Genomic DNA, 13972 nt, shown 5'->3' with positions numbered 1-13972 from the left:
ACGCCCGGCGGCGTGAATCCGCGCCGAGAACAACGAGCGACAGCGGGAGGCGTGCAGCCGCTCCGAAGGCAGGGATCCGTGGCGAAGCGCCGTCCCGGCCGGATCGGGTTTCGCCATGGGGCGGCTTGCGCCTGACATGGCCGGGCGGAAGCCGCCGGCCATCGCCCGCACGCATTTCCCGGGCCGCCGGGGGCGCCCACCCGGCTTGAAAACGCTCCGACGTTCGGAGCGGGGTTCCGGATTCTCCGCCCCGGACCCCGCCCTCGCCGGCATCGGGCAGCGCCTCGACCACGGAGCCGGCGCCGCCGGCATGATCCGGCGCCTCGGGCCGGGCAGTCAGGAACCTCCTCAAGCCTGCCGGCGCTCGATCAGGCTCCGCCGGATCTTCCGCCCGCGCCGGATGCGGTCCTCGATGAAGTCCGCCTGCCCCCAGCGTACCGCCCGCCCCAGCGCGTGCGCGTCCTCCGAGAAGCGCGCCAGCATCTCGAGCAGCGCCTCGCGGTTGTTGAGGAACACGTCGCGCCACATGTCCACGTCGCTCGACGCGATGCGGGTGAAGTCGCGGAAGCCGGAAGCCGCGAATTTCAGCACCGCCTCGCGCGTCTCGGCCGCGAGGTCGTCGGCCGTGCCGCAGATGGTGAAGGCGATCAGGTGCGGCAGGTGGGAGACGATCGCCACCACCTTGTCGTGCGTCGCCGCGTCCATGCTCTCCACCATGGAGCCGCAGCGGCGCCAGAACTCCCGCACCTTCTCCACCGCCGCCGGATCCGCGCCGGGCGGCGGGGTGAGGATGCAGTAGCGCCCCTCGAACAGCGTCGCGAAGCCGGCATCGGGGCCGGAGAACTCGGTGCCGGCCATCGGGTGCGCGGGCACGAAGTGCACGTCCCCGGGCAGCAGCGGCTGCACGTCGCGCAGCACGCTGCCCTTGGTCGAGCCGACGTCCGACAGGATGCAGCCCGGCGCGAGGTGCGGCGCGATCCGCCGCATCAGCGCGGCATTGGCGCCGACCGGCGCGCAGAGGATCACGCAGTCCGCGCCGCGCACCGCCTCGGCCGGGTCGGCCTCGACCACGTCGGCGATGCCGAGCTCGCGCACCCGCGCCAGCGTCGCCTCGGTGCGGGAGGAGACGACCACGGTGCGCGCCAGGCCCCCATGCTCCCTGGCGCGCCGCGCGAGGGAGGAGCCGATCAGCCCGATGCCGAGCAGGCAGAGCCGCTCGAACAGCGGCGCGCCGGAAGGTTCGCCCGAATCAGACACCCTGCCTGCCTTCCCGCATGAAGGCGCCGAGCGCCTCGACGACCATCCCGCACTCCTCGCCGGTGCCCACGGTGATGCGCAGGCAGGCGGGCAGGCCGTAGCCGCCCATGGCGCGCACGATCAGCCCGCGCTGGCGCAGCCAGGCATCGGCCGCCCTGGCCGTGGCCGGGGCGCCGAAGTCGGCGAGCACGAAATTGCCCTCGCTCGGCCACACCCTGATCCCCGCCGCCTCCAGCCCCGCCGTCAGCGTCGCGCGCCACTCCGTGTTATGCGCGACGGACTGCGCGATCCAGTCCGCCTCGCCCAGCGCGGCGACGCCGGCCACCATCGCCGCCTCGTTGATGTTGAAGGGCGAGCGGATGCGGTTCAGCACGTCCACCACGGCGGGCGGCGCGTAGCACCAGCCGAGCCGCAGCCCGCCGAGGCCGTAGATCTTCGAGAAGGTGCGCGTCATCACCACGTTGTCGCCGCGGCCGAGGCTGGCATCGACCAGCGCCGCGCCCGGCTCGTAGTCGGGGCGGGTGACGTACTCGGCGTAGGCGGCATCGAGCACCAGCAGCACCTCGGGCGGCAGGCCGGCCCGCAGCCGCTCCACCTCGGCGCGCGGCAGCAGGCTGCCGGTCGGGTTGTTCGGGTTGGCCAGGAAGAGCAGCCGCGTGCGCGGGCCGACCGCGGCGAGCAGCGCGTCCACGTCGGCGGTCAGGTTGCGCTCCGGCACCTTGACCACCTGGCTGCCGGCGTAGCGCGCGCTCAGCTCGTACATCGAGAAGCCGTGCGCCGACATCACGATGTCCGCGCCCTCGCCGCCATAGGCGAGCTGGAGCATGGTCAGGATCTCGTCCGAACCCGCGCCGCAGACGATGCGCGCGGGATCGAGCCCGAAGCGCTCGCCGAGGGCCTTGCGCAGCACGGTGGCGCCGCCGTCCGGGTAGCGGTGCAGCTCGCCGGCGGCGCGGCGATACGCCTCCTGCGCCGCCGGCGGCGGCCCGAACGCGCCCTCGTTGGAGGAGAGCTTCACGATCCGGTTCACGCCGGGCAGGCTGGATTCGCCGCCGACATAGGGCTCGATGGTCAGGATGGAGGGGCGCGGCTGCACGCGGGTGGCGGTCATGTCGTGGGTTCCTGCGGCGTCAGCGCGCGCCGGCGGGGGCGCCTTCCGGCACGCCCTCCGGCACGGCGTAGGCGCCGATCGGCTGGATGCGGGCGAAGGTGGCGGCGGCGAGGCGCGGGTCGTCGGCGGCGACGAAGCCGTCCACCTCGGCCAGGGCGCGCGGCGGGACGGCAGCGCCGGGCGGGCCGCGATGCAGCAGCAGGCGGCGCGGCGCGAGGCCGGCGGCGGCGAGGGCCTGGGCGATGTGGGCGCGGCTGTGCTCGCCCATCGCCTCGACCGAGAGCAGGGAGCGGTCGCGGCCGGTCGGCTCGGCGGTGCCGGCGGTGACGGCGAAGGCCGCCGCGCCCCGCTCCTCGCCGCGCGGCAGCCAGAAGGGCAGGCACGCCACCACCTGCAGGCGCAGGCTGTCGAGCCGGGTCCACCAGTCGGCCTCCGGCGCGCCCTCGTCGGGCACCGGCAGCACGGCGACCTGCGCCTCGCCGGCGGTGACGGCGCCGAGCGCCCGCGCGGCGGTCGGATGGTGGCGCAGCGGAGTCGAGACGCCGAAATGCTCGCGCGCGAGGCGGAGCTGGTCCTCGCCCTGGGAGAAGACGGCGACCGCGAAGGGCGCCTGCATCGCCGTGGTGGCCGCGAAGATCTCCCGCCACAGCCGCACCAGCGCGGCGGCGGGCAGCGGGCCGGCATGGCGGGCGAGCAGCCGGCGCAGGATCTTGGCCTCGCGCGCCGGGCGCAGCGCCGGGCCGCCCGCCTTGGCGCGGCTTTCGGCGAGGCGTGCCACGGCCTCGGCGCGCCGGCGCAGCAGGTCCTGCAGCGCATCGTCGAGCGCGTCGATCTCGGTCCGCAGCGCGGCGAGCGCGTCGCCGGCGGGTTCCTGCGGCGCGGGCGCATGGAGGGTGGCCGGAACGGGGTCCGGTCCGGCGGGCATGTTGTTCAGGGTCATCGGGGGCAAGGTCCATGTCAGGAATAGACGCGGGGCGGCCCGGCGCCAAGGGTCGCGGCGCCGCCGTCTCTCCCCCGCGCCCCGTTTCCCGCGCGGCCCGCCACGCCGCCCCCGTCGGGGGCGGGCCCCGCGCCAGGCCCAGCGCCGGGCCCCGCGCCGGGCCCCGTGCTGGGCCGGTGCGCCGCTCTCCGCGCCCGGCGCATTCCTGTCCCGCCGCCGCCCCGCCGCGGTTGAAGGCGGCGCGCCCGGCGCCTAATCCTGCCGCAGCGCGGCGCCCGGCCTCGGCCGGGCCGCGCGGGGAACGACAGGACAGCCAGGACAGGACGTGTCGGGACGGATCGCCAGGGGCGGGAGGCATCGGGGAGGCGGCGCGGTGCCGCCCGGCCCGCCGACCGCCGCGCGCCGACGGCCGGGAGGCGACGCATGAGCCAGGATATCGCCGCCTACACCGCCCCCTTCGCCGAGGTCGCGCACCAGCGCACCGTCTTCCCGGAGGGGCTGGCGCTGGACTGCGGCGCCACGGTGGCGCCGCTGGCCGTCGCCTGGCGCGCCTACGGCACGCTGAACGCCGCGCGCAGCAACGCCATCCTGGTCTGCCACGCCCTGACCGGCGACCAGTACGTGGCCGAGACGCATCCGCTGACCGGCAAGCCCGGCTGGTGGGGCAACGTGGTCGGCCCCGGCCTGCCGATCGACACGGAACGCTACTTCGTCGTCTGCTCGAACGTGCTCGGCGGCTGCATGGGCACGACCGGCCCGCGCGAGCCGAGGGCGGAGGGGGAGGAGCCCTGGGGCACGGACTTCCCGCAGGTGACGATCCGCGACATGGTGCGCGCGCAGCACCGGCTGATGGAGCATCTCGGCATCGGACGCTGGCTCGCCGTGGTGGGCGGCTCGATGGGCGGGATGCAGGTGCTCGAATGGGCCGCGACCTACCCGGAGGCGGTGGGCGCCGCCGCCCCGATCGCGACCGCCGTGCATCACAGCGCGCAGAACATCGCCTTCGACGAGGTGGGCCGCGCCGCCATCCACAACGACCCGGACTGGCGCGGCGGCCGCTACTGGGAGGATGGCAGCCTGCCGGCCCGGGGCCTCTCGGTCGCGCGCATGGTGGCGCACATCACCTACCTCTCGGAACAGGCGCTGACGCGCAAGTTCGGCCGCCGCCTGCGCGGCGCCAGCGCGCTGACCTTCCTCGAGGACGTGTTCGAGGTGGAGAGCTACCTGCGCCACCAGGGCAGCACCTTCGTGCGCCGGTTCGACGCCAACGCCTACCTCACCATCACCCGCGCGATGGACTTCTTCGACCTCGCGGCCGAGCACGGCGGCGAACTGGCGGCGGCCTTCCGCGGCGCCTCGGCGGCCGGCACGCGCTTCTGCGTCGTCTCCTTCTCCTCGGACTGGCTGTTCCCGACCGAGGAGAGCCGCACCCTGGTGCGGGCGCTGAACGCCGCCGCCGCCAACGTCTCCTTCGTGGAGATCCGCTCGGACAAGGGCCACGACGCCTTCCTGCTGGACGAGCCGGACTTCCACCGCACGCTGGGCGGCTTCCTGGCCGGCTGCGCCGAGCGCCTCGGAGTCTAGGGCGATGCGGGCCACCGACACGACCGACCGCGCCGCCGCGCCGGCACAGGGCCGCCTCCGGGACCGTCCTGCCGGACGCCTGCCGGGCGGGGCGGAGTCGCGCCCGGCGGGGCATCCGCCGGTGCGCTTCGTCGCCAAGAACATGCGCCTGGACCTGCGGCTGATCGCCGGCATGATCCCGCATGGCGCGCGCGTGCTCGACATCGGCTGCGGCGACGGCGCGCTGCTCGACCACCTGACGCGCGAGAAGGGTGCCGATGCGCGCGGCATCGAGATCGACATGGAGGAGGCGACGCGCGCCGTGGCGCAGGGGCTGGCGGTGATCCACGGCGACGCCGACCAGGACCTCGCCTTCTATCCGGACGATGCCTTCGACTACGTGGTGCTCTCGCGCACGCTGCAGGCGGTGGAGCATCCGCGCGAGGTGCTGGCGCAGATGCTGCGCATCGGCCGGCACGCCATCGTCTCCTTCCCGAATTTCGGGCACTGGCAGATGCGCTGGCGCCTGCTGGTCACCGGCCGCATGCCGGACACCGAGACCTGGAACCGTCCCTGGTACGAGACGCCCAACATCCACCCCTGCACGATCCAGGACTTCTTCGACCTGTGCGCGAAGGACGGCTACGAGGTGGAGCAGTGGCTGGCCGTGGACGAGCGGGGGCTGCGTTCGCCCTGGCGCCGCTTCGTCAGCCTGGCCAACCTGTTCGGCGAGCAGGCGCTGTTCCTGCTGCGCCGGGCCGACGGGATCCCGCCACGCGCCGCGCCGGCGACGCCGGGCTGAAGCCCGGCCGTGGGCCGGGGCAGGTCGCGCGGGCGGGGATGCCGGCGCGGCCCGCCCGGTTCAGCGGCCCGCGCGGAGCGGCGTTCCGCTCAGTGCAGGTGCGGGCCGGGGGACGCCATGACCTCGCCGACCAGCGGGTCCAGCGTCAGCAGCGCCATGGCCACGGCCAGGTGACGGGCGGCCTCCCAGGCACCCAGGCGGCGCAGTTCCTCCTCCAGGTAGGACAGCATCAGTCGCAGCGCACTCATGTCCGTGGCGTCCTGGTCAGGGTGCGACGCATTACTTGTGCGGGCCATTCTGGCGGCTCTCGAAATCGTGACTGTCGTGTGGTCGCATACAATTACGGCAAATTCCAGCAGATGTCAGGGAGGCGAATACGGCCGGAGAACGGTATCGCGGCGGACGATACTGGAATGACTACAACCGGCGCGGCAGGGGGTGCGTGGCAAGTCCTTGAGTCGACAACCATGAACAGGCCGTTCATGCCCACGGGGACCGGAAGGTGGACCGGACCGGACCATTCCCGTCACGGCGACATGCGTTGAAGGCAAGTCTGCATTGCGCCAAGCGCGGCAAATCCGCTTCGTCGGGTAGGCCACCGGGTTCGGTCCGATCCGCCCCGATACGGCGGATGCCGATGGGATGATGACTCGTGGCCCCGATCTCCGGCGGGGGATCCGGAGCCGGCCCCGCATCCCGGGGTCGGGGGCGCGCCTGCGGGTGCGCCCCCTGCCTGCCGACCCGCCTGCTGGGCGACCCGCCTACTGGGCGAGTTCGATGATGACGCCGGCCGGCGCCAGCGTCACCCGCGCGCCGCGCGAGGTCGAGAGCACCTCGATCGTCACGCCGTTCTGGTTGCGCAGGGTGGTCGCACCGCCGCCGCCGGCCACCGTGGCCCCGACCGCCGCCGCGACGTAATTGCCGTTGAAGTCGGCCACGTTGTTCAGGTTGCGCACGCGTCCGGTGCCGGTGTTCTGGCTGATGCCGACATCGACGACCGACAGGCCACGGATGGTGAAGGGGTATTCCCGGCCGCGGAAGGTCAGGACGCCGTTGCCCCGCTGCATGCCGACGCCGAGCGCCACGCCGCCGGTGCTGAAGGTGACGGTGCCCTCGGTCGACGCCGAGGGGCCGGCCGCCGCGGGAGGGGGCGTGGGAGTCGGCTGCGAGGCGCAGCCGGCCAGCAGGCCGAAGGCGGCGCCGAACGCCAGCAAGGCGCGGCGCGAGGACCGGCGATACGGGTACTGATTCCGGGTGGACATGCGTTTCCCTTCCTTGCCGTCCCGGCCGGGGCATGGCGATCCCGGCTTGGCGACACATTGTTCCCCGGTCGCAGCATCGGCAAGCCCGCCCGCTTTCGCCTCGGCGCATGCCGGCGGGGAGGCCGGTCGCCGGCATGCCGCGACCACCGTTGAAGAATCCGCACGAAACCTGCCCGCGGCCTCGCTACGGGCTTGATGCTGCGCCGCACTCCGCGCTGATCTAGCCGGGCAGTCCGGAGGTAAGCAGTTCCATGGCCAGAGTCGCATTGGTGACGGGCGGGCAGCGCGGTATCGGCGCCGCGATCAGCGAGGCGCTGAAGGCCGCCGGCCGCACGGTGGTGGCGAATTTCGCCGGCAACGAGGCCGCCGCCGCGGCCTTCACCGAGCGCACGGGCATCCCGTGCTACAAGTTCGACGTGTCCGACTACGACGCCAGCGCCGCGGCGCTGCAGAAGATCGAGGCCGAGGTCGGTCCGATCGAGATCCTCGTCAACAATGCCGGCATCACGCGCGACGGCACCATGAAGCGCATGGACCGGAAGATGTGGGACGACGTGATCGATACCAATCTCGGCTCCTGCTACAACCTGTGCAAGCTGGCCTGGGACGGGATGTCGAAGCGGAAGTTCGGCCGGATCGTCAACATCGGCTCGATCAACGGCCAGGCCGGCCAGTACGGCCAGGTCAACTACGCCGCCGCGAAGTCGGGCATCCACGGCTTCACCAAGGCACTGGCGCAGGAAGGCGCCCGCAGCAACATCACCGTCAACGCCATCGCGCCGGGCTACGTCGACACCGAGATGGTGCGCGCCGTGCCCGAGGACGTGCTGCAGAAGATCATCGCCAAGATCCCGGTCGGGCGCCTCGGCCACGCCGAGGACATCGCGCGCGGCGTGATCTTCCTGACGGCCGACGACGCGGACTTCATCACCGGCTCGACGCTGTCGATCAACGGCGGCCAGCACATGTACTGACCCTTCCCGGTGCCGGGACGTCCCGGCACCGGGAAGCATCGGCTTACCCCACCCTGGCGGGCCGGGGTGCGCCCTCGACAAACTGACCGCCCGATACCTGACCGCCCCGTCGCCGAGCCGCCGGGCCGGTGCGGGACCCGGCCTGGACCGATTCGGCCTGGACCCGATCCGGGCCGGGGCGCCGGCGGCCCGGAAGGGGCCGCGCCGGGTTCAGGAAGCGCCGTCCTGGGTCCAGACCCGCGCGGCGCCGCATTCCCGCAGCAGCTGCTCGGCCCTGGCCTGCTTCTCCGGCGTGTCCGCGTGCACCATCAGGATGGCGCCGCCGGCCTCCGCGTCCTGGTGCATCGGCGCATCGCCGTCGGGCGCCGCGGCCTGTCCGATCGCCGTCCCCGCCGCCGCCGTGCCGATGCCGCCCGCCGCGGCGGCCGCCACCGCCGGCAGCGCCGCACCGCCGGTCGCGATCACCGCCCCGGCCGCGGCCATGCCGGCTGCCGCCGAGGCGATGCCGGTGCCGAGCTGGCGCAGGTTGCGCACGTCGTCATGGCGCGTCGGCTCCTCCGCCTCGGCCGACTCGCCGGCCGTCGGCGCGGCCGTCCCGCCATGGCGCACCGAGAGGTCGGCGCGCTGGAACAGCGAGCCTTCGAGGCGGGACAGCGCGCCGTCGAGCTTCTCCTGGTCGTGGAATTCGCCGCAGACCTGGGTGGCGGCCGCTGTCGCGTCGTTCCCGGTCCACTGGTCGCTGCGCACCTCGATCATGCGACGGCCCTCCGCTGGCTTCCCATCCGGAGGGCAACGTGCCGCCGGCGCGGTCGTTCCGCCGCACCGCCGGGGCGTGCGTCGATGGGAGACGCGCCCCGGGTCGGCGGCGCGGCCGACGGAGCCTCGCGCGGCGGCGCGGCGTGCGGTGGCGGCGTCGGCCGAGCGCCGGAGGTGCCGCCCGGAAGCCATGCCCGGACCCCGCGCCCGGCGGACGAGGCCGCCCTCCGGACCCGCCTCTCCCGCGGGACGGGCCGGGCAGCCCCGCCCCGCGTATCAGGCGAACACCACCGTCTTGCGTCCGTTCAGCAGCAGCCGGTCCTGGAGGTGCCAGGCCACCGCCCGCGCCAGCACGCGCCGCTCGATGTCGCGGCCCTTGCGCACCAGGTCCTCGGCCGTGTCGGCATGGGTGATGCGCTCCACGTCCTGCTCGATGATCGGCCCCTCGTCGAGGTCGCCGGTGACGTAGTGCGCGGTGGCGCCGATCAGCTTCACGCCGCGGTCGTGCGCCTGGTGGTAGGGCTTCGCGCCCTTGAAGCCGGGCAGGAAGGAGTGGTGGATGTTGATGCAGCGCCCGCGCAGCTTGGCCGAGAGCCCTTCCGACAGCACCTGCATGTAGCGGGCGAGCACGACCAGCTCGGTGTCGGTGGAGCGGATCAGCTCCCACAGCGCCGCCTCCTGCTCCATCTTGGTCTCGCGGGTCACCGGCAGGTGGTGGAACGGGATGTCGCCCAGCGGCAGGTTCGGATAGATGTCGCGCGGATGGTTGGAGACCACCGCCGTGACCTGCATCGGCAGCTCGCCGCTGCTGTGGCGGTAGAGCAGGTCGCGCAGGCAGTGGTCGGGGCGCGAGGCGAGGATGAGCACGCGGCGCGGCACGCCGGCGTCGCGCAGCGTCCAGTGCATGCGGAAGCGTTCGGCGAGCGGCCCGAGCGCGGCGCGCAGCGCCTCCGGGGTCAGGGGGCCGCCGGGCGGCGCCGCGGCCGGGTTGAAGACCACGCGCATGAAGAACTGGCCGGTGGCCTGGTCGTCGTACTGCTGCGCCTCCAGGATGTTGCCGCCCTGCTCGAAGATCAGCGTGGCCACGGCCGCGACGATGCCGGGCCGGTTCGGGCAGGACAGGGTGAGGACGAAGTGCGGTTCCGGCATGGCGGCGCCTGTTCGGACGGTTGGTGCGGGGAAAGCCACGGCATTGCCGGAATCGCCGCGCGGCGCAACCGCCCGGCGGGGCCGGAATCGCCGCGCGGCGCAACTGCCCGGCGGGACCGGAGTCGCCGCGCGGCGTAACCGCCCGGCGGGGCCGGAATGCCGCGCGGCGCGGCCGCCCGGCGGGCGGACGGGAGGCGCGCGTGCCGGAAGCCCCCTATGGTGCGGCCTCGCCCGTCCGCGGATAAGGGGGCGGGAACGGAGGGCGGGATGAGGGGCGGGTGAAGCGGAGCAAGTCCACCGGCGCGGGGGCCTACGAGCTGCTGCTGGCCGCGATCGACGAGGGCACGCTGCCGGCCGGCACGCGGCTGCGCGAGGAGGACCTGGCCGAGCGCTTCCGGATCAGCCGCACCCCGATCCGCGAGGCGCTGCGCCGCCTGGAGACGATCGGCCTCGTCACGCACGAGCCGCATCACGGCGCGGTGGTGGCGACGCTGGACCATGGCCGCACCGTCGAGCTGTACCACATGCGCGAGGTGCTGGAGGGCACGGCGGCGCAGCTCGCCGCCATCCACGCCACGCCGGCCGAGGTCGAGATCCTGCACGAGATGGTGGAGCGGGACCGCGCCCTGGTGGAGGACCCGCCGGCCCTCGCCGCCAGCAACCGGCGTTTCCACCGGCAGCTCCACCTCGCCGCGCGCAACCGCTACCTCGACGTGATGCTGGAGAACCTGCGCCTCTCGCTGGCGCTGCTGCGCGGCACCACCCTGGCGCGGCCGATGCGCGGCCTCGCCTCGGTGGAGGAGCACGCGGCGATCGTGGCCGCGATCGACGCGCGCGATCCCGCCGGCGCCGAGACGGCGGCGCGGCGGCACATCCACAACGCCTTCAAGGCGCGCATCCAGCTCGACGGTGCCGCGGGCGGGCGGGACGGCGAGGGGGCCTGACCGGCCGGCGCGGCCGGCGGCGGCCGCGGCATGCGGCGGGGCGCGGGGCGGGAAGGCCGGTCCCGGTTCGGGCCGGCCGGAACGGGTCCCGGACGCGGGGCCCGGACGACACGGGGGAAAGGCGTTGCGTGAGGGAAATCCTGCGGGCGCGCCGGCGGGCGGTCCTCCGCGCCGGGCGTTGCCGGTCGTGGCCGGGCCCGGGCCGAGCCGCCGGGCCTGACGCCCGACGGCGGCACCTCGCCGGCCGCCTTCGAGGCCTTCCCGTGTTCGGAGATCGCCCGGCGGGCGGAGGTGGTCCGGCGCTCCGGGGCCAGGGCGGACTGACGGTATCGGGGCGGTGTCGGGGCGGTGCCGGGGCGGCAGCGGTGGCGGTCGGCCCGGGGCGGATGGGGAACGGGCTGGACAGGGTGTCGGGCGGGCTGGAACGATCCCGGCGCGGATCGCTGGCGGCCAGACATGCCCGGAAGCGCGAATCCGCTTCGGAAACAACGCGCTACGGCGAGCCGCGATCCCAGCCGGACTGCGCTTCGCCGCAGCCTCGACGAGGAGCGGCGGCCAATGCGCGACAGGAACCGGGGTGGCGCGGATCGGGGGCGGGGTGCCGCATCGGCGGTGCGGGACCGGCGACGATGATCAAGTATCTCGGCTCCAAGCGCACGCTGCTGCCGCACATCCTGCGCGCGGTCGGTGTCGGCGCGGCGCCGGGGGCCCTGGTGGCCGACCTGTTCTCCGGCACCTCGCGCGTCGGCCATGCGCTGAAGGGCGCGGGCTACCGCGTCGTCGCCAACGACCACAACCGCTACGCCCATGCGCTCGCCACCTGCTACGTGCAGGCCGACGCGGAACGCTGGGCCGGGCGCGCCGCCGCCATCCTGGCCGATCTCGAACGGCTGCCCGGCCGCCCCGGCTACTTCACCGCCACCTTCTGCGAGGCCGCGCGCTTCCTGCATCCGGAGAACGGCGAGCGGGTGGACGCGATCCGCGAGGCGATCGCCACGATGGGCGCCGAGCCGGAGCTTGAGGCGATCCTGCTCGTCGCGCTGATGGAGGCGGCGGACCGGGTGGATTCCACGGCCGGGCTGCAGATGGCCTACATGAAGCGGTGGGCGCCGCGGGCGCTGAAGCCGCTGCGCCTGCGCCTGCCCGCGCTGCTGCCGCGCCCCGCCGCCGGCCCCTGCCGCGCGCATTGCGCGGACGCCGAGGCGCTGGCGCCCGACATCGAGGCCGAGCTCGCCTATCTCGACCCGCCGTACAACCAGCACTCCTATCTCGGGAACTACCATGTGTGGGAGACGCTGGTCCGCTGGGACAAGCCGGAGACCTATGGCGTGGCGAGGAAGCGGGTCGATGTCCGCACGCGGCGGAGCGCCTTCAACGGGCGGCGCAGCATCGGCCCCGCGCTGGCGCGAATCGTCGGGGCGCTGCGCTGCCCGACCCTGGTCGTCTCCTTCAACGACGAGGGCTGGGTGGAGCGGGCCGAGCTGGAGGCGATGCTGCGTGCCCGGCGGCCGCATCTAGAGGTGATCGAGATCCCCTACGACCGTTACGTCGGCGCGCGCATCGGCATCCACAACCCGCGCGGCGAGAAGGTCGGCACGGTCGGGCGGCTGCGCAACGTCGAGTACCTTTACGTGTCGAGCGAGCGCCGTCTGTCCCTGTCGGCGGCGGTGCCGGTGGAGGCGGTGCCGTGACGCGGCCGGCGCGGGCGGCCACGGGGCCGGCCATGACCGGGCCGGGGAGCGCGGCGCCCGGGGATGCCTCGCGGCCGACCGCCGGCACCGGCGCGCCGGCCCCGGCGGCCGGCGCGCTGGTGCCGGTGGCGTCGGCGGGGCGCCCGTCGCTGAAGCGGAAGCTGGCCGGCTGGTCGCTGCTGGTGCTCGGCGTGCTGGGCTGCGTGCTGCCCTTCCTGCAGGGCTTCCTGTTCCTGGCGCTCGGCGTCTTCGTGCTCCGGCACCAGTATGGCTGGGCATCGAACGGCATGCGCTGGCTGGAGCGGCGCTTCCCGAGGCAGGTCCAGGGCATCGAGGGGATGGAGGCGCGCCTCGCGGAACGCCTGAAGGGCTGGGGACGGCGGGTGAAGCGAGCCTTCGGCCGCGCCTGACGAATCCGGGCCCCGGGAGGTCCGCGCCGTGTGCCGCTCGCCTGCGATGGAACCAGGGGGCGGGGCGCTGCCGGCGCGCAGGAGCCTTCGGCGGAAGGACCCGCCGATCCGCCCCCGCGCGGCCCGGCATGGCCCGGTCGGGTGCCGGCCGGAAGGCCGCCCGGCGGTGACGATCCGGCGATGGTCAGCAACCCGCCGCGCGCGCCCGCCGTTGGATCGGGAAACCGAAACGGAGAACCCCGCCGATGCGCAAGACGCTCGCCCTGACCGCCAGCCTCGTCCTCGCGGTCCCAGTCCTGGCTCCCGTGCTCGCGCCGGCCCCGGCACAGGCCCAGGTGCAGCAGGGGATTCCCGACCGGCCGGTGCAGCTCGTGCCGCCCCGGCCGTCGCAGCGTGTCTTCACCAACCCCTTCACCGGTCAGGTGAGCGCCAACACCTTCGTGGCCAACGCGTCGCAGATCGACCAGTTCGAGATCAACGCCGCCCGGCTCGCGCTCGACCGTTCGCGCCACCCGCAGATCCGTGCCCTGGCCGAGGTCACGCTGCGCGACCATCTCGGCACCAGCGCGCAGCTCCGTGCCATGCCGGATGCGGCGACGCGCCTGCGCCCCGGCATGGACGAGGAGCAGACCGCGCTGATGGAACGCCTGCAGCGTGCCCAGGGCATCGACTTCGACGCCCTCTACCTGCAGGCGCAGGTGGACGGGCATGAGCGGGCGCTGTCGCTGTTCCGAAGCTACAGCGAGAGCGGCGACATCGCCGTGCTGCGCGCCTTCGCCGCGAGCACGGTGCCGAAGCTGGAGGAGCATCTGGCCATGGCGCGCGCGTTGCAGGCACCGACGCCGCCGCGGGCGGGCTGAGGGCAGGCCGGGGCGCGTCCTCCCTCCGCCGGCGGGCCCGGCCCGGCGTCGAGGCGGGCCTTCCGGCGCGGCCGGCGTGCCGGCTGCCGCCTCCGACGGAGCGGACCGACGCCGGGCGTCTCCGCCCGACCGTGTCAGGCGGGAACCGCACTAGGGCAGGCCGGCGTCGCCTGCCCGACGGCCGGATCCCGGCGCGGGCGGATTACGCCGGTCCGCATGGCCCTCCGGTCATGCGCGAACCTCCGGAGTTCCG

14 protein-coding genes are annotated in these 13972 nt (G+C 74.4%); 7 read left to right on the top strand and 7 right to left on the bottom strand.

Going from position 1 to position 13972, the window contains the following annotated elements; translation table 11 throughout:
- Positions 1–348 precede the first annotated feature (348 nt).
- From M0638_RS14090 to M0638_RS14080, 3 genes are read right to left on the bottom strand one after another with little or no spacing between them, the layout of a single operon-like run.
- A complete protein-coding gene (locus tag M0638_RS14090; protein ID WP_248667639.1) occupies positions 349–1257 on the bottom strand; it encodes a prephenate/arogenate dehydrogenase family protein in 909 nt (302 codons plus the stop codon).
- Positions 1250–2368 (bottom strand): histidinol-phosphate transaminase, encoded by a 1119-nt coding sequence (hisC, locus tag M0638_RS14085; RefSeq protein ID WP_248667638.1) that lies wholly within the window; start codon positions 2366–2368, stop codon positions 1250–1252. Before hisC ends, M0638_RS14090 begins: the two co-directional genes overlap by 8 nt.
- A 19-nt stretch (positions 2369–2387) precedes the next feature.
- A complete protein-coding gene (locus M0638_RS14080) occupies positions 2388–3308 on the bottom strand; it encodes a chorismate mutase (RefSeq protein ID WP_248667637.1) in 921 nt (306 codons plus the stop codon).
- A 423-nt stretch (positions 3309–3731) separates the two neighbouring features.
- Between M0638_RS14080 and metX the strand changes: the two genes are divergently transcribed.
- Together metX and metW are read left to right on the top strand one after the other, a co-directional pair.
- The gene (gene metX / locus M0638_RS14075; RefSeq protein WP_248667636.1) at positions 3732–4892 is read left to right on the top strand and encodes a homoserine O-acetyltransferase MetX; all 1161 of its coding nucleotides are present in this window, start codon (positions 3732–3734) and stop codon (positions 4890–4892) included.
- A gap of 142 nt (positions 4893–5034) precedes the next feature.
- Positions 5035–5673 (top strand): methionine biosynthesis protein MetW, encoded by a 639-nt coding sequence (gene metW, locus M0638_RS14070; RefSeq protein ID WP_248667640.1) that lies wholly within the window; start codon positions 5035–5037, stop codon positions 5671–5673.
- Positions 5674–5762: 89 nt separating this feature from the next.
- Here metW and M0638_RS14065 read toward each other — a convergent pair whose 3' ends face one another.
- Together M0638_RS14065 and M0638_RS14060 are read right to left on the bottom strand one after the other, a co-directional pair.
- On the bottom strand, positions 5763–5921 hold the full coding sequence (locus M0638_RS14065; RefSeq protein ID WP_248667635.1) for a hypothetical protein: 159 nt from the start codon (positions 5919–5921) through the stop codon (positions 5763–5765).
- Positions 5922–6434: 513 nt separating this feature from the next.
- Entirely contained in the window at positions 6435–6935 is a 501-nt protein-coding gene (locus tag M0638_RS14060) for a hypothetical protein (RefSeq protein ID WP_248667634.1), read from the bottom strand.
- A 251-nt stretch (positions 6936–7186) separates the two neighbouring features.
- Here M0638_RS14060 and phbB point away from each other — a divergent pair, with 251 nt between their 5' ends.
- Positions 7187–7909 carry an acetoacetyl-CoA reductase gene (gene phbB, locus M0638_RS14055; protein WP_248667633.1) on the top strand — a complete coding sequence of 241 codons (723 nt, stop codon included), beginning with the start codon at positions 7187–7189 and terminating at the stop codon, positions 7907–7909.
- A gap of 210 nt (positions 7910–8119) precedes the next feature.
- Here phbB and M0638_RS14050 read toward each other — a convergent pair whose 3' ends face one another.
- Together M0638_RS14050 and purU are read right to left on the bottom strand one after the other, a co-directional pair.
- Positions 8120–8665, bottom strand: a complete 546-nt coding sequence (locus tag M0638_RS14050; RefSeq protein WP_248667632.1) for a hypothetical protein — start codon at positions 8663–8665, stop codon at positions 8120–8122.
- Positions 8666–8941: 276 nt separating this feature from the next.
- Complete coding sequence (gene purU, locus M0638_RS14045; protein WP_248667631.1) at positions 8942–9814, bottom strand: formyltetrahydrofolate deformylase; 873 nt, start codon at positions 9812–9814, stop codon at positions 8942–8944.
- 278 nt (positions 9815–10092) lie between these two features.
- Here purU and M0638_RS14040 point away from each other — a divergent pair, with 278 nt between their 5' ends.
- From M0638_RS14040 to M0638_RS14025, 4 genes are all read left to right on the top strand, one after another.
- Complete coding sequence (locus M0638_RS14040) at positions 10093–10758, top strand: GntR family transcriptional regulator (RefSeq protein ID WP_248667630.1); 666 nt, start codon at positions 10093–10095, stop codon at positions 10756–10758.
- 629 nt (positions 10759–11387) lie between these two features.
- On the top strand, positions 11388–12449 hold the full coding sequence (locus M0638_RS14035) for a DNA adenine methylase (RefSeq protein ID WP_248667629.1): 1062 nt from the start codon (positions 11388–11390) through the stop codon (positions 12447–12449).
- 32 nt (positions 12450–12481) lie between these two features.
- Positions 12482–12859 (top strand): PGPGW domain-containing protein, encoded by a 378-nt coding sequence (locus tag M0638_RS14030; RefSeq protein WP_248667628.1) that lies wholly within the window; start codon positions 12482–12484, stop codon positions 12857–12859.
- A 245-nt stretch (positions 12860–13104) separates the two neighbouring features.
- A complete protein-coding gene (locus tag M0638_RS14025) occupies positions 13105–13719 on the top strand; it encodes a DUF4142 domain-containing protein (protein WP_248667627.1) in 615 nt (204 codons plus the stop codon).
- The last annotated feature ends 253 nt before the right edge of the window (positions 13720–13972 follow it).

The organism is Roseomonas acroporae (assembly GCF_023223525.1).
GTDB classification, from domain to species: domain Bacteria; phylum Pseudomonadota; class Alphaproteobacteria; order Acetobacterales; family Acetobacteraceae; genus Roseomonas_E; species Roseomonas_E acroporae.
Note: the sequence above shows the minus strand (reverse complement) of the source record. Positions and strands in the feature narration are given on the sequence as shown.